We start from the raw sequence: 23142 nt of genomic DNA, 5'->3' as shown, positions 1-23142 counted from the left end.
CAACGACCAGCCACCCATCACCCTGACCACTAAGGACCAGGTTCACTGGGGCCGGCATCGCGAAGATACAACCTTGCGGCCGTACCCTCAGATACCCAACAACGTGCCAGGCACGATCCCTTGAGATCTCGTCACGTTCCACGCCGAAGCAGTACTGGTGAAGGACTCTCGTGATCGTGCCAACTAATCAACGTTCCACCCATGAGCTGACCGTGCAGAACGTTTGCCTGCAATCGGTACTGTGCTCCTTAGAAAGGAGGTGATCCAGCCGCACCTTCCGGTACGGCTACCTTGTTACGACTTCGTCCCAATCGCTGGTCCCACCTTCGACAGCTCCCTCCCACAAGGGGTTGGGCCACCGGCTTCGGGTGTTACCGACTTTCGTGACGTGACGGGCGGTGTGTACAAGGCCCGGGAACGTATTCACCGCAGCAATGCTGATCTGCGATTACTAGCAACTCCGACTTCATGGGGTCGAGTTGCAGACCCCAATCCGAACTGAGACCGGCTTTTTGAGATTCGCTCCGCCTCACGGCATCGCAGCTCTTTGTACCGGCCATTGTAGCACGTGTGCAGCCCAAGACATAAGGGGCATGATGACTTGACGTCGTCCCCACCTTCCTCCGAGTTGACCCCGGCGGTCTCCTGTGAGTCCCCATCACCCCGAAGGGCATGCTGGCAACACAGGACAAGGGTTGCGCTCGTTGCGGGACTTAACCCAACATCTCACGACACGAGCTGACGACAGCCATGCACCACCTGTATACCGACCACAAGGGGGCACCCATCTCTGGATGTTTCCGGTATATGTCAAGCCTTGGTAAGGTTCTTCGCGTTGCGTCGAATTAAGCCACATGCTCCGCTGCTTGTGCGGGCCCCCGTCAATTCCTTTGAGTTTTAGCCTTGCGGCCGTACTCCCCAGGCGGGGAACTTAATGCGTTAGCTGCGGCACCGACGACGTGGAATGTCGCCAACACCTAGTTCCCAACGTTTACGGCGTGGACTACCAGGGTATCTAATCCTGTTCGCTCCCCACGCTTTCGCTCCTCAGCGTCAGTAATGGCCCAGAGATCCGCCTTCGCCACCGGTGTTCCTCCTGATATCTGCGCATTTCACCGCTACACCAGGAATTCCGATCTCCCCTACCACACTCTAGCCTGCCCGTATCGGATGCAGACCCGGGGTTAAGCCCCGGGCTTTCACACCCGACGTGACAAGCCGCCTACGAGCTCTTTACGCCCAATAATTCCGGACAACGCTTGCGCCCTACGTATTACCGCGGCTGCTGGCACGTAGTTAGCCGGCGCTTCTTCTGCAGGTACCGTCACTTTCGCTTCTTCCCTGCTGAAAGAGGTTTACAACCCGAAGGCCGTCATCCCTCACGCGGCGTCGCTGCATCAGGCTTTCGCCCATTGTGCAATATTCCCCACTGCTGCCTCCCGTAGGAGTCTGGGCCGTGTCTCAGTCCCAGTGTGGCCGGTCGCCCTCTCAGGCCGGCTACCCGTCGTCGCCTTGGTAGGCCATTACCCCACCAACAAGCTGATAGGCCGCGGGCTCATCCTTCACCGCCGGAGCTTTCCAGACGAGGAGATGCCTCCCCGTCTCGTATCCGGTATTAGACCCCGTTTCCAGGGCTTGTCCCAGAGTGAAGGGCAGATTGCCCACGTGTTACTCACCCGTTCGCCACTAATCCACCCCGAAGGGCTTCATCGTTCGACTTGCATGTGTTAAGCACGCCGCCAGCGTTCGTCCTGAGCCAGGATCAAACTCTCCGTGAATGTGTACCCGTGATCGGGTTCAACACTCGCGTTGAGCGGGACGGTCAGGTCGGAATAAGACCGACCGTCCACAGCGTCCTCGCTGTGTTTTGTTTCAAAGGAACCTCGACCAACCGAAACCGGCTGGACGGGGTATCAACTAATCTGGCGTTGATTTTTGGCACGCTGTTGAGTTCTCAAGGTGCGGACGCTTCCTTCGTTCCTGTTTCCAGGCCCTCCGGGCGCTTCCTTCGTTTCCGACTCTATCAGATCTTTCCGATCCGATTTCCTCGGCGCTTTCCGGTCCCTTTCGCTTTCGCTCCGGGCCCTTCCGGCGTTTCCGACTCTATCAGATCCTTTCGGTGTCTGATTCCCAGTCAGCGGGGTTTGTCTTCCGGGCTGTTGGGCCGTTCCGACGTCTCAAACCTTAGCGGATTCCCTCGGCGGCTCATAATCGAGTCGTTCGAATTGAATTTCGGCATGCCGAAATTCATCCCGTGAGGGAGACCGTGCTGGAGTGAGGTGCCGCTTTCGCGGCGGGATGGTCGTCGCAGAACCGTTCCGGCTCCGTGACAACTCGGAGAACACTACGCGTCCCCCATGGGGGTGTCAACCGCCGCCCGGGGGCTCCCGGCGCCTTCTCAGTCGAGGTCGGTGAGCCTGCCGCCGGCGTCCGGCTGGGTCAGTTCCACCCGGCGCAGGAGGCGGATCAGGGCGTCGCCCAGAGCGCCCCGTTCCTCCGGCCCGAGGTCCTGGAGGAGCTTCTCCTCGAAGTCCGTGGCCATCCGCATCGCCTCCAGCCACTTCGTACGGCCCTCGTCGGTGAGCTCGACGATCACGCGGACGCGGTTGTTCTCGTCGCGGTCCCGGGTGACCAGGCCCTCGCCGGCCATGCGGTCGATGCGGTGGGTCATGGCGGCCGGGGTCAGGCCGAGGCGCTTCGCCAGCTCGCCCGGGCCCAGGCGGTACGGGGCGCCGGAGAGGACGAGGGTCTTGAGCACCTCCCACTCCGCGTTGCTGATGCCGAGGTCGGCGAGCTGGCGGCCGTACGCCACGTTCATCCGGCGGTTCAGCCGGCCGAGGGCGGAGACCACCTTCTCCACCTGCGGATCCAGGTCGCGGTACTCGCGCTGGTAGGCGGCGATCTGCTCGTCGAGCGTCGGCTCCTGCGGCTCCTGCGAGGCGGGGCGCTCGGGGGTGTCGGACATGAGGGCGAGTATCCCACGCCCCTCGTTGGCGTTGAAGTCCTTCCATGTGTACTGTTAAGGATCGAACTTTAGTATTGAAGTCTTCAGGGTTCAGGCGTACACAGCTGAACCCGCGACCGAAGTGGGTGAGTGTGACCAAGGCGAGGGGCGCGGCGATGCGCCGGATTCAGGCAGGCAGCGCGCTGAGCGCGTTCGGACTCGGCTTCACCGTGCCGTACCTCTATGTGTACGTGGCGCAGGTGCGGGATCTGGGCGCGACGACCGCGGGTGTGGTGCTGGCCGTCTTCGCCATGGCCGCGCTCGTGGTGCTGCCGTTCAGCGGGCGGGCGATCGACCGGCGCGGGCCCGTGCCGGTGTTGCTGGTCGCCTCCGGGCTGGCCGCGGTCGGTGCCGTGGCGATGGGGCTCGCGTCGAGCGTCCCGGCGGCGGTGGGCGCCGCCGCCCTGCTCGGCGCGGGGACCGCCGTGCTCCAGCCGGCGCTGGCCACGATGATCGTGTGGTGCTCCGAGCCCGCCGGCCGGACCCGTGCCTTCGCCCTCCAGTTCTTCCTGCAGAACCTCGGCCTGGGTGTCGGTGGTCTGATCGGCGGCCAGCTGGTCGACGTGAGCCGGCCCGACAGCTTCCTGCTGCTGTTCTCGATCGAGGCCGTGATGTTCCTGGTGCTGGCCGTGGTGGTCGGCACGGTGAAGACGGCCGGTTCGCCCGCGCTCCAGGGCGCGCGGCCGGCCGAGGGCACCAAGGGCGGGGTCAGGGCGCTGCTCGGGCACAAGGCGATGGTGCAGCTGTGCGTCCTCGGCTTCGTCCTCTTCTTCGCCTGCTACGGGCAGTTCGAGTCGGGTCTGGCCGCGTACGGCACCGAGGCCGCCGGCATCGCTCCGTCGGCGCTGGGGCTGGCGCTGGCCGCCAACACGGCCGTGATCGTGCTGGCGCAGTTCCTGGTGCTGAAGTTCGTGGAGCGCCGCAAGCGGACCCGGGTGATCGCGGCCGTGGGCCTGATCTGGGCGGTGGCGTGGCTGATCGCGGGGTACGCGGGGCTCGGGCACGGCAGCCAGGCGATGGCGACGGCGGCGTTCGTCTCCACGTACGCGCTGTTCGGGCTCGGCGAGGCGATGCTGTCGCCGACGGTGGCGCCGCTGGTGGCCGATCTGGCGCCGGAGTCCATGGTGGGCTCGTACAACTCGGCGTTCGCCCTGGTGAAGCAGCTGGCGCTGGCGGTCGGCCCCGCGGTGGGCGGTCCGATGGGCGCGTCGCTGCACGGGCCGTACATCGTGACCTTCGTGCTGTTCTCGCTGCTCGTCACGGTGCTGGCGGTGCGGCTGGGCAGGCAGCTGACGCCGGTGCAGAACCAGCCGTCGCTCGCCGTGAAGCCCTCTCGGGTGGTGGCTCAGCACCAGCCCGAGAGGGAGAGCGCCGCTCTCTAGTCACGGAGGGCGAATTCGCACCACACCGCTTTGCCGCCGCCCGGAGTGCGGCGGCTTCCCCAGGACGAGGCGATCGTCGCGATGATGGAGATCCCGCGACCCGCCTCGTCCTCCGTTTCCGCCCTGCGGCGGCGCGGCAGGTGGTCGTCTCCGTCGGTGACCTCGATGATCAGGCGGCGGTCGGTGCGGCGGAGCCGCAGGCGCATGGGCGGGGTGCCGTGCTGGAGGCTGTTGGCGACGAGTTCGCTGGTGGCGAGGACGCCGAGGTCGCGGAGTTCGACGGGGAAGCGCCAGGAGGAGAGGACTCCGGAGGCGAAGGCACGCGCGCGTGGGGCGGCCTCGACGCCGCCGAGGAGTTCGAGGGCGGCGTTGTGGAACAGCTCGGCGTCGGCGCCGTCGCGGGCGGGGTGCTGGACGACGAGGACGGCGACGTCGTCGTCGTGTTCGGCGGTGACGCCGAGGGCCCGGAGCAGTCGGCCGCAGATGACCTGGGGGGTGCCGCTGGCGCCGGAGAGGGCGCGGGCGAGGGCTTCGACGCCCTCGTCGATGTCCTCGCGGCGGCGTTCGACCAGTCCGTCGGTGTAGAGGACGGCGGTGGAGCCGGGGGGCAGGGCGATGGAGCCGGAGGTGTGCAGCCAGCCGCCGGTGCCCAGCGGGGGTCCGGTGGGGTCGTCGGCCTTGCGGACGGTGCCGTCCTCGTCGCGGACGAGGATCGGGAGGTGGCCGGCCGAGGCGTAGACGAGCCGGCCCTCGTTGGGGTCGTGGACGGCGTAGACGCAGGTGGCGATCTGGCTGGCGTCGATCTCGGCGGCGAGGCCGTCGAGGAGCTGGAGGACCTCGTGCGGGGGCAGGTCCAGGCGCGCGTAGGCCCGGACGGCGGTGCGGAGCTGGCCCATGACGGCGGCGGCGCGGACGCCGCGGCCCATGACGTCGCCGATGACGAGGGCGGTGCGGCCGGCGCCGAGGGTGATGACGTCGTACCAGTCGCCGCCGACGGCGGCGTCGGCGACGCCGGGCTGGTAGGTGGCGGCGATCCGCAGGTCGTCGGGCTGTTCCAGTTCCTGCGGGAGGAGGGAGCGCTGGAGGGTGACGGCGGTCTCGCGGTGGCGGCGCTCGCTGGCCCGGAGCCGTTCGGCGGCCTCGGCGTGGTCGGTGACGTCGGCGGCGTGGACGAGGACGCCTGCGCCGTCGAGGTGCGGGCTGTCGACGGGCAGGCAGGTGACGGTGTACGAGCCGCCGTCGGCGGTGCGGCGGGACTTCACGGTGCGGGGCTTGCCGCTGCGGAGGACCTGGTCGAGCAGGGGCAGCAGGCCGAGCTCCTCGGCCTCGGGGCAGGTGGCGGCGACGGTGGCGCCCGGGGTGCGGGGGCCGAAGGCGGCGGCGTACGCCTCGTTGACGTACGCGATGCGGTGCTCGGGGCCGTACACGAGGGCGACGAGGCCGGGGAGGCGGCCGAGGAGGTCCCGTACGGAGAAGTCCTCCAGGGCGGGGACCTCGGTGTCCACGGTGTCGGCGGTCGTCCCGCCGTGCTCGGTGTCCTGTGCGTCCGCGGTGGGGTGCTCCTGCCGCGGTCCGTACTCACCGCGGGCGGCGGGCACGGAGCCTTCGGTCCCCCGCGCCGCGCGGCGCTGCGTGCCGGGGAGCCGGGCGCTCCAACGGGTGAAGTTCACGGATCTGTATGCCTCGTGGTGTCGGTGCCGTGCGGAGTCACGCTGTGCAGGTGTGAGCCCACCTATGGTCACACGTCCAGTGTGGACGAGTGCACTGACAGTGATGTCAGGAGGACGCCTCGTCGTTCCCGGAGGAGCCGGGACCCGTGGGCGGGGGCGGGGGTGGTGCGGCCGCGAGTTCGAATTCGGCCCGGGGGTGTTCCAGGGAGCCGAGGGAGACGATCTCGCGCTTGAAGAGGCCGGAGAGGGTCCATTCGGCGAGGACCCGGGCCTTGCGGTTGGCGGTGGGCATCCGGCTGAGGTGGTAGGCGCGGTGCATCAGCCAGGCCGGGTACCCCTTGAGCTTGCGTCCGTACACGTGGGCGACGCCCTTGTGGAGGCCGAGCGAGGCGACGGAGCCCGCGTACGCGTGCGCGTACTCCTTGAGCGGCCGGCCCTGGAGGGAGGCGGCGAGGTTCTCGGCGAGGACCTTGGCCTGGCGGACGGCGTGCTGGGCGTTGGGGGCGCAGGGGGTGCCGGGTTCCTTCGCGGTGAGGTCGGGGACGGCGGCGGCGTCGCCGGCCGCCCACGCGTGCGGGGTGCCGTCGACGGTGAGGCGGGCGGTGCAGCGGATCCGGCCGCGCTCGTCGAGGGGGAGGTCGGTGGCGGCGAGGACGGGGGCGGGCTTGACGCCGGCGGTCCACACGACGGTGCGGGTGGGCAGCCGGGTGCCGTCGCTGAGGACGGCGATCCGGTCCTCGCAGCTGTCGAGGCGGGTGTCGAGCCGTACGTCGACGTTGCGGCCGCGGAGCTCGCGGACGGCGTACCGGCCCATCTCGTCGCCGACCTCGGGCAGGATCCGGCCGGCGGCCTCGACGAGGACCCATCTCAGGTCCTCGGGCTTGATGTTGTGGTAGTAGCGGGTGGCGTACCGGGCCATGTCCTCCAGCTCGGCGAGGGCTTCCACGCCCGCGTACCCGCCGCCGACGAAGACGAAGGTGAGGGCGGCGTCGCGGAGCGCGGGGTCGCGCGTGGAGGAGGCGATGTCGAGCTGCTCCAGGACGTGGTTGCGCAGTCCGATGGCCTCCTCGACGGTCTTGAAGCCGATGCCGTGGTCGGCGAGGCCGGGGACGGGGAGGGTGCGGGAGACCGAGCCGGGGGCGAGGACGAGTTCGTCGTAGGTGAGGGCGACCGGGCCCGCGCCCTCCTCGTCGGTGGCGAGGGTGGTGAGGATCGCGGTGCGCTTGGCGTGGTCGAGGGACGCGACCTCGCCGATGAGGAGGCGGCAGCGGTCCAGGACGCGGCGGAGCGGGACGACGACGTGGCGCGGGGAGAGCGAGCCGGCGGCCGCCTCGGGCAGGAACGGCTGGTACGTCATGTACGGGTCGGGCGTGACCACCACGATCTCGGCGGCGCCGCGCCGGAGCTCCGTCCTGAGCTGCCGCTGGAGGCGCAGCGCGGTGTACATGCCGACGTAGCCACCGCCGACCACGAGAATGCGCGCAGGTTCGGTCACCGTCCCATGAGGCATCGCCGTCCGGGGTTTGTCCACAGGCCCGGCGAATTGTGTGACCGGAGGGGTACGGAGGCGCGGGGTGGCGCGCGCGGGGTGGGTGGGCACAACGGCGCAGGTCACGGCGGACGTGGGTGGTGCGGGACGGGGTGCGAAACGGGTGGCTCGGGCGGCTTGCTCCGATCGGGGGGCGCACCGTACGGAACTCCCCCTTCTGAATTGACCCGGACTCAACTATGTTCGTAGTTCGTCGGGGTGTCGGTTCCGGCGTGCGCTCGGACCGATCGCGCACACCGGCCGGGAGCCCCGTATTCAGGGCGGGGAGTCTCCGGGGGGAGACATCATGAGCGGGGGAACGCTTATGCAGATTCAGGATTCTCGTTGGCAGTCCGTGGTCGGGGCGGAGCGGGACGACCGGGGTGCGGGGGCCGTGGCCGCCGTGCCGTCGGCCGGCTCCGGGCCGGTCGCGGGCACCGTCGCGGGTACCGGCACCGTCGTGGGCGGTCCGGTGACGGGCGGGCGCGCGGCGCCGCTGCGGGTGGACGCCCAGCGCAATCTGGAGCACGTGCTGCGTGCCGCGCGCGAGGTCTTCGGCGAGCTCGGTTACGGGGCGCCGATGGAGGACGTGGCCCGGCGGGCGCGCGTCGGGGTGGGCACCGTGTACCGGCGCTTCCCCAGCAAGGACGTGCTGGTGCGGCGGATAGCCGAGGAGGAGACGGCCCGGCTGACCGAGCAGGCGCGTGCCGCGCTGGGGCAGGAGGAGGAGCCGTGGTCGGCGCTCTCCCGGTTCCTGCGCACCTCGGTCGCCTCGGGTGCCGGGCGGCTGCTGCCGCCGCAGGTGCTGCGGGTCCAGGTGGACGAGTCGGCGGTGGACGGGGACGGCGAGGCCCGTGTACCGTCCCAGCGGGGTCTCGGCGAGCAGGCCGACGCGCGCGTGGTGTCGCCCCGGGCGGTGCCGGCGGACGAGCGGGACGACGCGGGGGCCGCGGAGCTCCTGGAGGTCGTCGGCCGGCTGGTCGACCGGGCGCGGGAGGCGGGTGAGCTGCGGACCGACGTGACCGTGGCGGACGTGCTGCTCGTGATCGCCACGGCGGCGCCGGCGCTGCCGGACGCGGCCCAGCAGGCGGCGGCCTCGGCCCGGCTCCTGGACATCCTGCTGGAGGGCCTGCGCTCGCGGTAGCGGGTCGGACGCTCGCCGGTCCGCCGGGCCTCTGGGCCGGGCGGACCAAGGACCATGACACGAACGTGTGAGCGGTTACGCCGGGACGCGGGAAGTCGCCCCGGACGAGTGGTAAGTGGACGCGGCGCTTCGGCATGCCCGCGTCGTGTGGCAGGCTTGGCGGATATTCGGGTCTGCGCACGCGTACGGGGGCTTCCGCGATGAGCGGTGACGGTCGGGACGATCCGCTGGGCGCCGGCGGCGGCACGGAGGCCGAGGGCCTGCCCGCCCGGCAGGTGCCGAGCCAGGGAGGCCCCGGTGGGACGCCCGGCTCCCCGCACGCCCCCGTCGAACCGAGCGTGCCGCAGCAGCGCGAGGCCCCGTCGGCGGGCGCCGCGCCCGCCCCCGTACCGGATCACGCCGAGGACCCCGCGGACGACGAGGGGCTGCTGCCGCCCCCTCGGGAGCTGCCGGCCTCCGACGCCGACCTGATCGCGCGCATGCGGGACGGCGACGACTCCGCGTACGAGGAACTCTTCCGCCGCCACTCCGACGCCGTCCGCCGCTACGCCCGGACCTGCTGCCGGGACGCGCACACCGCCGACGACCTCACCGCCGAGGTCTTCGCCCGCACCCTCCAGGCCGTCCGCGGCGGCGCCGGGCCCGAACAGGCCGTCCGCGCCTATCTGATGACCACCGTCCGGCGGGTCGGCGCGAGCTGGGCGAAGACCCAGAAGCGCGAGCACCTCGTCGAGGACTTCGCCGTCTTCGCCGCCGACGCCGCCCGCTCCTCCGAGGTCTCCGACCAGGACACCATGGACCTCGGCGCCGAGGTCCGGGCCATGCAGGAGGCCGAGCAGTCGCTGGCCATGCAGGCGTTCCGGTCGCTGCCCGAGCGCTGGCAGGCCGTCCTGTGGCACACCACCGTCGAGGAGGAGTCGCCCAGCGAGGTCGCCCCCCTCTTCGGCCTGACCGCCAACGCCACCGCCGTCCTCGCCAGCCGCGCCCGCGAGGGCCTCAAGCAGGCGTACCTCCAGGCCCACGTCAGCCAGGCGCTCACCGCCGGCGGCGACTGCGCCCGGTACGCCGACCGGCTCGGCGCCTACGCGCGCGGAGGGCTGCGGATGCGGGCCGAGCGCGGCCTGCGCAAGCACCTGGACGAGTGCGCCAAGTGCCGCGTCGCCGCAGGTGAACTCGCCCATGTGAACGCCGGCATCCCGGCGCTCCTCCCGATCGCGGTCATCGGCTGGTTCGCCGCCGGCTACTCCCTCAAGGCCGCCGGCATCGTCGCGGGCGGTGCCGTGGGCGCGGCCGGCGCGGGTGCCGCGGCGGCCGCCACCGGCGGGACCACGTCCGGGGCCGCCTCGGGCGGGGCCGCCGCCGAGGGCCTCGGCGCGCCCGCGAAGGCCGGTATCGCCGCCGCGGTGGCCGTCGCCGCCGCGGCCGGGCTCGTCTGGGCGATGGCCGGCGACCCGCAGACCGTCGCCGCGCCGCGGCCCGCACCGCCGGCCGCCACGCCCGTCGCCCCCGAGCCCGCGCCTCCGGCGAAGCCCTCGCCGAAGCCGACGCCCAAGCCGCCTCCCCCGGCGCCCGCGCCGGAGCCCACCACCCCGCCGCCCGCGCCGAAGCCGACGCCCAAGCCCACTCCGAAGCCGACGCCCAAGCCGGTGGTCAAGCCCTCGCCGAAGCCGACGCCGGCGCCGACGACACCGCCGCCGAGCCCCACGCCGAGCCCGAAGGCCACGCCGAGCCCCACCCCGCCGCCGACGACGCCCCCGCCGCCGCCCGCGCCGACCGTCTACCCGGTCGACCGGCTGGAGTACGCCGCGTTCGGCGACGGCACCAAGCCCGAACTGGTCCTGGAGGACGGCAGCTGGATGTGGCCGCGCCAGTCCATGACGATCAGCGACTCCACGTACGCCTACGGCGTCAGCGTGCACGCCCCGTCCTCGGTGCTCGTCCGGCTGAACCGGCAGTGCACCGCCTACGACGCCGTCGTGGGCGTCGACGACCTGAGCGCCCCGCTCGGCCCCGGCGGTGTCCGCTTCTCCGTGTACGGCGACGGGGAGCGGCTGTGGCGCTCGCCCGTGGTCCGGCCGGGCGACCCGGCGATCCCGGTCCACGTGGACCTCGCCGGCCGGTCCACGCTCCGGCTCGTGGTCGAGGAGCACACCCCCTTCGGGCAGGCCGCCGTCGCCGACTGGGCGGAGTCCCGGATCAGCTGCTCCTGACGGCCTCCCGGGCGCCGGCGGTGTACGGCTCCACCAGGGCCAGGACGTCCTCCGGGCCGAGGCCGGCCCCGGCGGCGCGGGCGGCGGCGAGCCCGTCCGCGCCGAGCACGGCCGCGCAGGCCGCGGTCAGCTCCTCGGCCTCGCGCCGCTCGGGCACCGAGCGGGGGATGCCCTTCCGCCAGGTGGCGACGGCGGCCGCCACGCGCGCGCAGCGGTCCGCGTCGCCCGCCCGTGCCAGGGTGAAGGCGAGCCCCTCGGCGAGGCTGCTCACGATGACGTCCGCGCAGCGGCCGGCGAGCGCGGCCCGCAGCGCGGCGGCGGCGGAGGCGACGGCCGCCGGGCCCGCGCCCTCGTGGGCCTCGATCCGGGCGACGAACCCCTCGATGGCGATGGCGAAGTGCGGCGGCGGGCTGCCGGCGCGGACATGGGCGCCGGCCGAGGTGATCAGGGCACGCGCGCGTACGGGGTCGTTCCGGTCGAGGGCGAGGACGGCCCGCATGACGTCGACGAAGGCGAGGGCGTCCCGGATGCGGAGCCGTTCGGCCTCGCGCGCGGCCTCGCCGAGCCCGCGCTCGGCGGCGTCCGTGTCCCCGTCCTGGTACGTCAGTTCGGCGAGCCGGGCGATGAGGAAGGGTGCCTCGGCGTGCGCGCCGACCTCGCGGGCGAGCCGGAGCGCCTCCTCGTACGCCTCCCTGGCCTCGGCCCGCCGGCCCCGCATCATGTGGGCCTCGGCGGCGGCCGACGCGACCTGGGCGCCCATCCAGCGGTCCCCGACCCGGCAAGTGAGGGCACGGAGTTCGGCCAGGTCCTCGTCCACCCCCTCCATGCCGCCGGGCATGTCCACGACCATGTGGGTCCGGAACATCAGGCTCACGCCGGTCTCCCAGTCGCCCCCGTACCGGCGGCAGGTCTCGACGCCGATGTCGAGCAGTGCGCGGACCGTCGCCGGCTCCTCGGTCAGGTACGCGCTGAACGGCCACAGCAGGCCGGGGAAGCGGGCGGACTCCGGGCCGGGGTCCTCGCCGAAGGCGTCCCGGACGCGGCGGATCAGCGCGAGCGCCGCCGGGTCCTCGCGGAGATCGCCCAGGTACGTGTTCTCGTCCTCCATGGCGAGGAAGTACGAGAGCATCCGCAGCCGCATGCGCGGCCAGTAGCGGGGGTCGTCCCGGTCGTCCGGGTCCTCTCCCAGGGAGAGGGCCTGCCGGGTCCAGCCCAGGCCCTCCGGGCGGTAGTTGCGCAGCCACCAGAACCAGCCCATGGCGAGGACGAGCCGGAGCGCGGTGGCTTCGTCGGGGGCGGTGAGGGTGCGGTGGAGGGCGGCCCGGATGTTGTCGAGGTCCCGTTCCAGCCGGTCGATCCAGGGCAGTTGCTCCGCGGAGCGGAGCCTGGGCTCGGCCTCCTCGACCAGGGCGGTGAAGTGCGCGGTGTGGGCGGCGCCCGCGGCGGCGAGCAGCTCCGGGGTCTCGGCGGCGCGCTCGGCGGCGTACTCGTGGATGGTCTCCAGGAGGCGGTAGCGCATGGTGCCGTCGTCGGTGGGGGCGGCGACGACGAGCGACTTGTCGACGAGGGCGCCGAGGGTGGTGAGGGTGTCGGTGTCGCCCGCCGGGGCGGGGGCGTCGACGGCCTCCGCGGCCGGGAGGTCCCAGCCGCCGGTGAAGACGGAGACCCGGCGGAGCAGGGTGCGCTCGGCGGGGTCGAGGAGCTCCCAGGACCAGTCGACGACGGCGCGGAGGGTCTGCTGGCGGGGCAGCAGGGTGCGGGAGCCGGAGGTGAGGAGCCGGAAGCGGTCGTCGAGCCGGTCCGCGATCTGGCGTGGGGTGAGCAGCCGCAGCCGGGCGGCGGCCAGTTCGATGGCGAGGGGCAGGCCGTCGAGCCGGCGGCAGATCTCCGCGACGGCGTCGGCGACGTCCGCCTCGCGCGCGTGGTCCTGGTCGAAGGAGGGGCGGACGGCCCTGGCCCGCTCGGTGAAGAGCCGGTGCGCGGGGACGGGCGGCAGCGGCTCGACCGGGCGGACGGTCTCGCCGGGGACGCCGAGGGGTTCGCGGCTGGTGGCGAGGATCCGCAGGCCCGGGCAGTGGGCGAGGAGCGTCTCGGCGAGGGCGGCGGCGGCGCCGATGACGTGCTCGCAGTTGTCGAGGACGAGGAGCAGGCCGGTGCGGTGCGCGAGGTGCTCCACGAGGTGGGCGGTGGGGTCGTCCTGGAGCGTGGTGCCCTCGCGGGTGATCAGGTTCATCTCGCGGAGGCGGAGCGCGGAGAGGACGGCGCCGGGGAGCGCGCCCGGGTCGTCGAGCGGCGCGAGCTCCGCGATCCACGCCTGCGGTCCCGCGACCTGCCGGGCGGCCTCCTCGGCGAGCCGTGTCTTCCCGGAGCCGCCGGGCCCGGTGAGCGTGACGAGCCGGGACCGGCCGAGGTCGTCGCGGAGCGCGGCGAGTTCGGGCTCGCGGCCGACGAAGGAGGTGAGGCGGGGCCGGATGTTGCCGCTCTCGGGGGCGGGGGTCGCGGTCGGACCAGGGGTCGGGCCCGGGGCCTCCCGGGGGTGTGCGGCGGGGGCGAGGAGTTCGCGGTGGAGGGCGGTCAGTTCGGGGCCGGGGTCGGTGCCGAGGGCGTCCGCGAGGACGCGGCGGGCCGTCTCGTACGCGGCGAGCGCGTCGGCGGGCCGGCCCTCGGCGCGCAGGGCGCGGATGAGCTGGGCGTGGAAACCCTCGTCGTACGGGTACGCGGCGGTGAGCTCGGTCAGTTCCGGGACGAGTCCGTCGACGGCGCCGCGCCGCAGGTCGGCCTCGACGCGGCGGCGCAGGGCGGCGAGGCGCTGGGCCTCGGGGCGGACGCCCGCCGGTCCGGGCAGGTCGGCGAGGGCGGGGCCGCGGAAGAGCCCCAGGGCGTCCCGGAGGAGGGCGGCGGCCGTCTCGGGGTCGCCGGCGTCGAGGCGGGCGCCGGCCTCGGCGGCACGGCGCTCGAACACGTACAGGTCGATGTCCTCGGGCACGGCGGCGAGCCGGTACGCGGGGCCGGGGGTGGCTTCGACGGCCTCCCGGCCGAGGACGCGGCGGAGGCGGGCGACGAGGGCCTGGAGGGCGGCGGGCGCGTCGAGCGGCGGCTCGTCCCCGTACACGTCGTCGACGAGCTCCCCGACCGGGACGGCCCGTCCGCCGCGCAGCGCGAGCGCGGCGAGCAGCGCGCGCAGCCGGGCGCCGCCGAGGGGCAGGGGGGTGCCGTCGGGGCCGAGGGCCTCGGTGGTGCCGAGGAGGAGATACCGCACCGGCCCATTCTTGCCGCCGGGGGCCGGGGGCGCCTCGGGGTTTCCCCGGACTGTGGACAGCGGCGCCGGGGGTCAGAACGCGGCGGTGTCCAGGGTGAAGCCGAGGGGCGGGGGGAGCGGGACCTCGGTCCCCAGCTTGTGGATGGACTTGTGGGCGTAGTCGTCGTCGACGGGCTCGGAGCAGACGACGGCCTCGCCGGCCTCGCGGTCGATCATCAGGTAGACGGGGATTCCGGCACGGGCATAGGCGCGGATTTTCAGCACGCGGTCGCGGCTCGCTGTGGACGGGGAGGCGACCTCGGCGACCAGAAGCACGGGGTCGGGGGCGTGCCACTCCTGCGGGGCGTCGAAGGAATCGCGGGGGGCGATCACAAGGTCCGGAACGACACGCACCGTACCGTTGGCCCCGGGGAGGGAGAGACCGATGCCCGTGGAGTTCCGCAGATCCTTGTCCGTCCGATGGGCGATGACCTGCTCGACCAGCTCGGTCACGATCTTCTCGTGAGGACCCTTCGCCGGAGGCACCACGTAGATCTCCTCTTCGATCAGCTCCACGCGCCAGCCCTTGGGGGCCTGCGCACTGAACAGCTCGAAGGTCTCCTCGACGGTCGCGCCCTCGCGGTCGTCCGGTTCTCCGGACAGGGTGTCTTCCGGAACGGGCAGCGGCATGGCCATGCTGAACCTCCTTCGCTCGGTGCGACGCTCCCAGCTTAGGACGGGCTTCGGGACCGGGTCAGGAACCACTTCACTCGAACGGGTGTGCTGTGACGTTTCACCGCGCCGGCAGGGACCGGGACGCCGGGATCAGGGGGCCCTGGACCGCGCGCGGGGCGCGGGGGGCGGCCGTGTCGGTCCAGCAGGAGCCGCGGCGGGCGAGCAGGCGGCGGAGCCAGAGCTCGGTGGAGACGAGGTCGGCGAGGCCGTCGAGGGGGACGCGGGCGCCGTCCGCCGCCGCGCGCAGGGCCTCGCGGACGGTGCCGGCCTCGATGAGGCCCGCGTCGGCCAGGAGGGGCGCGTCGAAGAGTGCCAGCAGGTTCGGGAGGGCGGCGCGCAGGCCCGCGCGGGCGGTGCCGGCCGGGACCGCCGGGTAGGGGGCGCCCCAGCCGGGCGGCAGGTCGCGGATGCCGGTGTCGGCGAGGACCGTGCGCAGGACGCCGGCCCGCGCGTCGGGCTGGACCCGGAGCGCCTCGGGGAGGTCCCGGCAGGCGCGGACGACCTGGTTGTCGAGGAAGGGCGCGTGCAGCCGCTGGCCGCGGATCTCGGCGGCCTGTTCCAGGACCCGGTGGTCGCCGGCCGCCCGGACGAGGGCCGCACGCGCGCGTGCGTCGCCGGGCCGCTGGACGGCCGGCGGCAGGGTGGCCGCGCGGTGCAGGCGTGCCGACACCTCGGCCAGTGCCTCCCCGGTCAGCCAGCGGGCCGCCGGGCCGGGCCGGGACCAGGCGAGGGCGGAGAGCGAGGCCGCCAGCGGCCCGTGGGCGTCGGCGGGGTCCCGGTTGGCGTCGAGGACGTGCCGGGCGGCGGTCTCCAGACCGGCCCGGTAGGGGGTACGGGCGAGCCTGCGCGCCGCGCGGTAGACGGTCACCGGCACCAGGAAGGAGCCCGCCGACGGGCCGGTCGCCTTGGCGAGGGCGGTCACCGGGCGGACCAGGGAGCGGCGCCTGCGGTCCATCAGGAGGTCGGCGAGGCGGGCCGGGTGGGCGTCCAGGACCTGTTTCGCGCCGAGCCCGGTGAAGTGGTCGGCGCTGCCGCCCGCGAGCCGCCTGCGGTGCCGTTCGGCGGTGACCAGCGCGGGCCCGGGCTCGTCGGTGAGCGGCCCGTCCAGGGAGGCGTACGGGAGGGCCTCCTCGCCCGCCGTGACGACCACGTGGCGCAGCCGCGGGTCGGCCGCCAGTGCGCGGGCGCGCTCCAGTTCGGCGGTCCGGCCGGGGCCGGGCTTGGTGGCGAGGTCGTTGAAGGTGACGGCGAGCAGCCGCTCCCCCGCGCCCGCGTGCCCGAGGAGGGTGCCGGGCACTCCGGGCAGTCCGGCGGCGAGGAGGGCGAGGGTGGCGGAGGCGCTGCCGCCGGACAGGTCGGCGCCGATGCCGGGCGCGGGGCCCGCGCCGCGTGCCGCCCGCCGGTCCGCGGGCCCCATGCCGGGGACCGGTCCGGGGTCCGGCAGCGGGGCCTCGGGCGCGTGCCGGGGGGCGGTGAGCCGGGCCCGTACGGACTCCACCAGCGCGTCCCGGACGGCCTCGACGGCCTGCCGGGGGTCGGCCTGCGGGGCGGCGACGGCGAGCGAGGCCACCGTCTCGTACCCGGCGATCTCGCGGGAGCCCTCGCGCAGGATCAGCGCGTGGCCGGGCGGGACGCGCCGGACGCCCTCGTACGGCGTGGAGTCGCGCAGCGCCTCCGGGGACTCGGGGCAGGCGAGCAGCGCGGCGAGGTGGCCGATGTCGAGCTGGGCCTCGACGAGGTCGGCGAGCGGGAGGGCGGCGGTGGCGTAGGCGGTGCCGCCCTCCCAGGGGGTGTGGAAGACGGGACGGGCGCCGGCGAGGTCGCCGGTGACGGTGACCCGGCGGCCGGCCTTGACGACGGCGGTGTAGCTGCCGGGCCAGGCGGTGAGGTGGCGCAGGGCGCCGCCGCGCGCGGTGACGAGGCCGCGGCGGAGTTCGTCGTCGCTCGCGGCGCAGCAGCCGAGGACGGCGAGCCGGGTGCCGTCGTCGAGGGAGACCACCCGCACCTCGTCGGGGCGCCAGTCGCCGACCGCCCACAGCGGGTCGGGATCGCCCCAGAGGAGCTGTGCGCCCACCGGCTGCACCGTGCGCCCCCCGACGTGCCCGCCGGTCTCGGCGAAGGGCTGGGCCCTCGGCGGTGCTCCGGAGCCGTACGTGTGCGCGCCGTTCGCCGCTCCGGGGCGTGCGCCGGCGGTCGTGGCGTATCCCGCGGCGACACTGCTCCAGCCCACCAGCCATCGCATCGGCGCCTCCACGTCTGTTTCGGTGGGGCCATGCTGCCATGACAACGGCGCACGGGGCGGGGTCCGGGTGCACGCGCGTGAAAGCCGAATGCGCCCCTGGCATGCGCCAGTTGGCCGGGGCGGGAGCGTGCGGTGGCGCGGAGGCGGCGGGAGGCGGGGCGGCCGGGGCGGGCGGCGGTACGGCTCCGACGTCGGCGGATTCGGCCGATTCTCGCTCCTGACAAGAGGTTTGACCGGCCGTCAGTCGCTGAAGGGAACACAGAAGGGGCGGCCGCCCGGAGGCTCCGCACGCCCGCCGCCGGCCCGGTCCTCCGGCTGTCCGGGAGGCGACCCGCCCCCCGGCGCCGTCCGCCGCCCGCGGGGAATGGAGCGGCGGTGTCCCCCAGCCCACCGGTGCGGGACCAGGTGCCCGACAGGGCTCCGCTCCCGGCCGGACGGGCCGACCCACGCAGCACTCATGGAAGCCGCCCGGGCCCCCAGCGGCGAGAGCGCACGGCCGGGCGCACGGCCACACGGCCGGAGCACGGACGGGACGGCGGCCCGCTCCGGTCGGCCGGTCACACAACAATCTCGCCATACGGAACTCCGCCCCTTAACGGTGGGGATGCGGCGAACTACGCTGTGTTTACGAATGCCGCCCGCCTATGCCCGGCGTCGCGGCGGCCGTCTGGATGTCGAGGGGTGGCGTCATGTCCAGGGAGCAACGCGGGCCGAACGAGAAACTCGGCGCCGTTCTCGCCCTCGCGGGAATCAGCAACGCCGGCCTCGCCCGGCGCGTCAACGACCTCGGCGCGCAGCGCGGTCTGACGCTTCGTTACGACAAGACCTCGGTGGCCCGCTGGGTCTCCAAGGGGATGGTGCCGCAGGGCGCCGCGCCGCACCTGATCGCCGCCGCGATCGGGCAGAAGCTGGGCCGGCCCGTGCCGCTGCACGAGATCGGCCTCGCGGACGCCGACCCGGCGCCGGAGGTGGGTCTCGCCTTCCCCCGGGACGTCGGTGAGGCGGTCCGCGCCGCCACCGACCTCTACCGGCTGGACCTGGCCGGGCGGCGGGCCGGCGGGGGCGGCATCTGGCAGTCGCTGGCCGGCTCCTTCTCGGTGAGCGCCTACGCGACCCCGGCGTCCCGGTGGCTGATCACCCCCGCCGACCCGTCGGTGGAGCGGGAGGCGGGGCGGCCGGGCGGCGGCCCCGGACCGGCCGGTGCCGGGGAGCACGTGCGTGTGGGGCACAGCGACGTCGCCAAGCTGCGCGAGGCCGCCGAGGACGCGCGCAAGTGGGACTCCAAGTACGGCGGCGGGGACTGGCGCTCGTCGATGGTGCCCGAGTGCCTGCGGGTGGACGCGGCGCCGCTGCTGCTCGGCTCCTACTCCGACGAGGTCGGCCGGGCGCTCTTCGGGGCGACCGCCGAGCTGACCCGGCTCGCCGGCTGGATGGCCTTCGACACCGGACAGCAGGAGGCCGCCCAGCGGTACTACATCCAGGCGCTGCGGCTCGCCCGGGCCGCCGCCGACGTGCCGCTCGGCGGGTACGTCCTCGCCTCGATGTCCCTCCAGGCCATCTACCGGGGCTTCGCCGACGAGGGCGTGGACCTGGCGCAGGCGGCGCTGGAACGGAACCGGGGACTGGCCACCGCCCGCACCATGTCCTTCTTCCGGCTCGTCGAGGCCCGCGCGCACGCCAAGGCCGGCGACGGGCCCGCCGCGGCGGGGGCGCTGAAGTCCGCCGAGGGGTGGCTGGAGCGCTCCCGGGAGGGCGACGCCGACCCGACGTGGCTCGGCTTCTACTCGTACGACCGGTTCTGCGCGGACGCCGCCGAGTGCTACCGGGACCTGCGGATGCCGCGCGAGGTGCGGCGCTTCACCGAGCAGGCGCTGTCCCGGCCGACGGAGGAGTTCGTCCGCTCCCACGGGCTGCGGCTGGTCGTCTCGGCCGTCGCCGAGCTGGAGTCCGGCAACCTCGACGCGGCCTGCGCGGCGGGCACGCGCGCGGTGGAGGTGGCCGGACGGATCTCCTCCGCGCGGACCACGGAGTACGTACGGGACCTGCTCCACCGGCTGGAGCCGTACGGGCACGAGCCGCGGGTCATGGAGCTGCGGGAGCGGGCCCGGCCCCTGCTCGTCACCCCGGCGTGACGGCGCGCGTCGGCGCGCGCGGCGGTGTCACGGCCCGTGACGGGCGCGCGCCCGAAAGCGTGACGCGCATCCCACGACGTGGGCGTTTAGCGGGAATGTCAGTGGGCCAGTGCACTATCAGGGGTGGGAGGTGGCGCTGGTGTTTGACTGTGACGTGCTGGTGATCGGCGGCGGGATCGTCGGTCTGTCGACGGCGTACGCGCTCCAGCGCGCCGCCCCCGGCACGCGCGTCGCCGTCCTGGAGAAGGAGGAGGGCCCCGCGCGCCACCAGACGGGGCGCAACAGCGGCGTCATCCACAGCGGCATCTACTACCGGCCCGGCTCCCTGAAGGCGCGGTTCGCCGTCGAGGGCGCGGCCGAGATGGTCAAGTTCTGCGCGGAGTGGGACATCCCGCACGAGGTGACCGGCAAGCTCGTCGTCGCCACCGCGCGCGAGGAGCTGCCCCGGCTGCACGCGCTGGTCCAGCGCGGGCGGGAGAACGGCATCCCGGTGCGCGAGCTCGGCCCGTCGCAGATCACGGAGTACGAGCCCCGGGTGCGGGGCCTCGCCGCGATCCACGTCGGCACGACCGGCATCGTCGACTACCCGGCGGTCGCCCGGCGGCTCGCCGAGTCCTCCGGCGCGGAGATCCTCTACGGGGCGGAGGTCACGGCCGTGGACCGGCGCCCGTGGGGCGTGGCCGTACGCACCGCCGACCAGCGGATCCTGCGCGGGAAGGTCCTGGTCAACTGCGCGGGGCTGCACTGCGACCGGGTCGCGCGGCTCGCCGGCGACGACCCGGGCATGCGGATCGTGCCCTTCCGCGGCGAGTACTACGAACTGGCCGACCCCTCGCTCGTGCGGGGCCTCGTCTATCCGGTGCCGGACCCCGCCTTCCCGTTCCTCGGCGTGCACCTCACGCGGGGCATCGACGGCGGCGTCCACATCGGGCCGAACGCGGTGCCGGCGCTCGCCCGCGAGGGGTACGACTGGGGCGTCGTCCGCCCCGGCGAGCTCGGCGGCACGCTCGCGTGGCCCGGCTCCTGGGCCATCGCGCGCCGACACTGGAAGTACGGCGCGGGCGAGCTGCGCCGCTCCCTGTCGAAGCGGGCCTTCACCGAGGCGGTGCGGCGGCTGCTGCCCGGCGTCACCGAGTCCGACCTGCGGCCGGCGGCGGCGGGGGTGCGGGCGCAGGCGGTGCTGCGGGACGGGACGCTGGTGGACGACTTTCTGATCCGGGAGGCGGCGCGGACGGTCCACGTCCTGAACGCGCCTTCGCCTGCGGCGACGGCCTCCCTCCCCATCGGCCGCGAGATAGCCCACCGGGCCCTGACCCACCTCTGACCGCCCGGCTTCCGCGCCGGCCCCGGGTCTTCGGGACGGCGCCCGTCGCCGCACCCCCGTGTGGGCAGGCGTTGCGCGGGGCGATTGCCCACAACGGAGCAGCGGCGGTGGGGAGGGGGTCGGGCCCGTACCATGGGCCGCATTGTGTTTGAGGAGCATGAGAAGCGTAGTGAGAGCGTCGTCCGGCGCGGCAGCCGGATGTTCGCGCCCGGAGAAGGGCCCTCGCCCGACCCCGCCGGCGCCCACTTCGAGCGCCGGATCCGCAGTTTCCAGCCGCGCCGGAGCCGGGTGACCGCCGGCCAGGCCGAGGCGATGCTGAAGCGGTGGCCCGACTGGGGCCTGGACATCGACGGCAAGCGGGTCCTGGACCTGCGCGAGCTGTTCGGCGGGCTGCCGGTCGTCCTGGAGATCGGCTTCGGGATGGGCGAGGCGACCGCGCAGATGGCCGCCGCCGACCCCGGCACCGGCATCCTCGCCGTCGACGTGCACACCCCGGGGCAGGGGAACCTCCTCGGGCTCGCCGACCGCAACGGTCTCACCAACGTCCGGGTCGCCAACGGCGACGCGATCATCCTGCTGCGCGAGATGCTCGACCCGGCCGCCCTCGACGGCTGCCGCGTCTACTTCCCGGACCCGTGGCCGAAGAAGCGGCACCACAAGCGGCGCCTGATCCAGCCCGAGTTCCTGACCCTGCTCGCGACCCGGCTGAAGCCGGGCGGGGTCCTGCACTGCGCCACGGACTGGGAGCCGTACGCGGAGCAGATGCTGGAGGTGCTGTCCGCGCACCCCGACTTCGAGAACACCGTCCCCGACGGCGGCTACGCGCCCCGCCCGGACTTCCGGCCGCTCACCCGCTTCGAGGGCCAGGGCCTGGACAAGGGCCACGTCGTGCACGACCTGCTGTTCCGGAGGAAGCAGCCCTTCTCCGGGTAACCCGTCGCTCGTGTCGGTGCGGGTCGTTAGGGTCGGTCCGTGACGCACCCCCTGCCGCCACCCCAGCCCGAGTCGACCGCCGATCCGACCGCCGCCCCGAAGGCCCCGGTCTTCGTCCCGGCGCAGGCCGGTCCACCGGCCGACGAGATACCCGCCGACGCGCTGGCACCCCTGCCCGCGCGGGACGGGGACGAGCCCTCGTTCGCCGTGGCCGCCGACCGGAGCCAGTGGCGGTACCGGCCCCGGCGGGCGTTCTGGCGGAGCCGGGTGGTGCGGGCCGTCGCCGTGATCACGCTCCTCGCGCTGTGCGCCCTGGTGATCCTGGCGCTGGTGCGGGAGCAGACCGGCACGGAGGGGTTCCTCGTCGGCCTGGGCCTCGCGGTGCTTCCCGTACCGCTGCTCATGGCGGCGTTCCGCTGGCTCGACCGGGTCGAGCCGGGGCCGTGGAAGAACCTGCTGTTCGCGTTCGCGTGGGGCGCGTTCGCCGCCGCCCTGGTCGCGATCCTGGCGAACTCCTTCGCCGTCCGCTGGATCGCCACCGCGACCGCCGACCCGGGCTCGGCCGACGACCTCGGTGCCACCGTTATCGCGCCGGTGGTGGAGGAGTCCGCGAAGGCCGCCGCGATCCTGCTGCTCTTCCTCTTCCGGCGGCGGGACTTCCGGAGCCTGGTCGACGGGGTGGTGATCGCCGGGTTCACGGCGACCGGCTTCGCGTTCACCGAGAACATCCTCTACCTCGGCAACGCCTTCGGCGAGGACCAGGACCTCGGCGACGGCGGGATCGGCGCCGTCACCGCCGGCACCTTCTTCGTCCGGGTGGTGATGTCGCCGTTCGCGCACCCGCTCTTCACGGTGCTCACCGGCATCGGCTTCGGTCTGGCCGCGCTCGCCCCGCGCGGCAAGGTGCGCAGACCGCGCAAGGTGCTGCTGCCGCTCGCCGGGCTGCTGCTCGCGATGGGCGTCCACGCGCTGTGGAACGGTTCGGCGACCTTCGGCGGGCCGCTCGCCTTCTACGCCGTGTACGGGATGTTCATGGTGCCGGCCTTCGGTCTGCTGACCTGGCTGGCCGTGTGGAGCCGGCAGAAGGAGCTGCGGACGATCGCCGGGGTGCTGCCGGCGTACGCGGCGGCCGGCTGGCTCTCCCCGGAGGAGCCGCTGGCGCTCTCCTCGATGCGGGCCCGCCGCACCGCGCGGGCGGTGGCGGCCGGCCGGTACGGGAAGGCGGGGGCGCGGACGGTCGGCGAGTACGAGTCCTTCGCCACCACCCTGGCGTTCCTGCGCGAGCGGGCCCGCCGGGGCACGGTCCCGGTGCCCGACTTCGCCGCGCGGGAGCAGGAGCTGCTGCACCATCTGTGGGAGCGGCGGGCGACGGCCTCGCCCGCGCTGTCGTACGCGGCGCGGGCGACCGGCCGCGTGTGGGTGCCGCCGCAGTACCTGGACTACGGCGGCTACAACCCGTACAAGGGCTGACCCCTCCGCCTCCACCTCTCCTCCGCGGGCAGCCCCCGGCGGTCGCCGACGCGGGCTAGGTCGTTTCTTTCGGATCAGGCCGGATCAGGGAGCGGCGTCTGGTGCGTGCGCTCGCAAGGCGGAGGAGGGA

General features: G+C 73.7%; 13 protein-coding genes and 1 rRNA gene. 7 read left to right on the top strand and 7 right to left on the bottom strand.

What is annotated here, in order from left to right; all coding sequences use genetic code 11:
• Positions 1-252: 252 nt before the first annotated feature.
• Both ABFY03_RS20200 and ABFY03_RS20195 read right to left on the bottom strand, forming a co-directional pair.
• Positions 253-1778: ribosomal RNA gene (locus tag ABFY03_RS20200) — 16S ribosomal RNA — on the bottom strand.
• Between the two features lie 620 nt (positions 1779-2398).
• Positions 2399-2965, bottom strand: coding sequence for a MarR family winged helix-turn-helix transcriptional regulator (locus ABFY03_RS20195; protein ID WP_319011749.1), 567 nt, complete (start codon positions 2963-2965; stop codon positions 2399-2401).
• Between the two features lie 155 nt (positions 2966-3120).
• Here ABFY03_RS20195 and ABFY03_RS20190 point away from each other — a divergent pair, with 155 nt between their 5' ends.
• Positions 3121-4386, top strand: a complete 1266-nt coding sequence (locus ABFY03_RS20190; protein ID WP_346170524.1) for an MFS transporter — start codon at positions 3121-3123, stop codon at positions 4384-4386.
• On the opposite strand, the gene ABFY03_RS20185 is transcribed toward ABFY03_RS20190, so the two are convergent.
• Both ABFY03_RS20185 and ABFY03_RS20180 read right to left on the bottom strand, forming a co-directional pair.
• The gene (locus ABFY03_RS20185; protein ID WP_319011747.1) at positions 4383-6056 is read right to left on the bottom strand and encodes an ATP-binding SpoIIE family protein phosphatase; all 1674 of its coding nucleotides are present in this window, start codon (positions 6054-6056) and stop codon (positions 4383-4385) included. The genes ABFY03_RS20190 and ABFY03_RS20185 overlap by 4 nt on opposite strands.
• Before the next feature lie 106 nt (positions 6057-6162).
• Positions 6163-7566 (bottom strand): NAD(P)/FAD-dependent oxidoreductase, encoded by a 1404-nt coding sequence (locus tag ABFY03_RS20180; RefSeq protein ID WP_319011746.1) that lies wholly within the window; start codon positions 7564-7566, stop codon positions 6163-6165.
• Between the two features lie 343 nt (positions 7567-7909).
• Between ABFY03_RS20180 and ABFY03_RS20175 the strand changes: the two genes are divergently transcribed.
• Together ABFY03_RS20175 and ABFY03_RS20170 are read left to right on the top strand one after the other, a co-directional pair.
• Positions 7910-8728: a TetR/AcrR family transcriptional regulator gene (locus ABFY03_RS20175; RefSeq protein ID WP_386723629.1), complete on the top strand. Its 819-nt coding sequence runs from the start codon at positions 7910-7912 to the stop codon at positions 8726-8728.
• A gap of 200 nt (positions 8729-8928) precedes the next feature.
• Entirely contained in the window at positions 8929-10938 is a 2010-nt protein-coding gene (locus ABFY03_RS20170) for a sigma-70 family RNA polymerase sigma factor (protein WP_346170523.1), read from the top strand.
• Here the strand turns inward: ABFY03_RS20170 and ABFY03_RS20165 are convergent.
• The 3 genes from ABFY03_RS20165 to ABFY03_RS20155 all read right to left on the bottom strand — a co-directional run bounded on the left by ABFY03_RS20165 (position 10925) and on the right by ABFY03_RS20155 (position 17153).
• Positions 10925-14197, bottom strand: a complete 3273-nt coding sequence (locus ABFY03_RS20165) for an ATP-binding protein (RefSeq protein ID WP_346170522.1) — start codon at positions 14195-14197, stop codon at positions 10925-10927. The genes ABFY03_RS20170 and ABFY03_RS20165 overlap by 14 nt on opposite strands.
• Before the next feature lie 72 nt (positions 14198-14269).
• Positions 14270-14872: a Uma2 family endonuclease gene (locus ABFY03_RS20160; protein ID WP_346170521.1), complete on the bottom strand. Its 603-nt coding sequence runs from the start codon at positions 14870-14872 to the stop codon at positions 14270-14272.
• Between the two features lie 97 nt (positions 14873-14969).
• Positions 14970-17153: an asparagine synthase-related protein gene (locus ABFY03_RS20155; protein ID WP_346170520.1), complete on the bottom strand. Its 2184-nt coding sequence runs from the start codon at positions 17151-17153 to the stop codon at positions 14970-14972.
• A gap of 689 nt (positions 17154-17842) precedes the next feature.
• Here ABFY03_RS20155 and ABFY03_RS20150 point away from each other — a divergent pair.
• From ABFY03_RS20150 to ABFY03_RS20135, 4 genes are all read left to right on the top strand, one after another.
• A complete protein-coding gene (locus tag ABFY03_RS20150; protein ID WP_319011740.1) occupies positions 17843-19285 on the top strand; it encodes an NsdA family TPR-like regulatory protein in 1443 nt (480 codons plus the stop codon).
• 139 nt (positions 19286-19424) lie between these two features.
• Complete coding sequence (gene lhgO / locus ABFY03_RS20145) at positions 19425-20609, top strand: L-2-hydroxyglutarate oxidase (protein WP_346170519.1); 1185 nt, start codon at positions 19425-19427, stop codon at positions 20607-20609.
• A gap of 198 nt (positions 20610-20807) precedes the next feature.
• Positions 20808-21542 carry a tRNA (guanosine(46)-N7)-methyltransferase TrmB gene (gene trmB / locus ABFY03_RS20140; protein ID WP_319011738.1) on the top strand — a complete coding sequence of 245 codons (735 nt, stop codon included), beginning with the start codon at positions 20808-20810 and terminating at the stop codon, positions 21540-21542.
• A gap of 171 nt (positions 21543-21713) precedes the next feature.
• Positions 21714-23012 (top strand): PrsW family intramembrane metalloprotease, encoded by a 1299-nt coding sequence (locus ABFY03_RS20135; RefSeq protein WP_346172273.1) that lies wholly within the window; start codon positions 21714-21716, stop codon positions 23010-23012.
• Positions 23013-23142: the final 130 nt, after the last annotated feature.

The organism is Streptomyces roseofulvus (assembly GCF_039534915.1).
GTDB lineage: Bacteria > Actinomycetota > Actinomycetes > Streptomycetales > Streptomycetaceae > Streptomyces > Streptomyces roseofulvus.
This window is presented reverse-complemented; position numbering and strand designations above follow the sequence as displayed.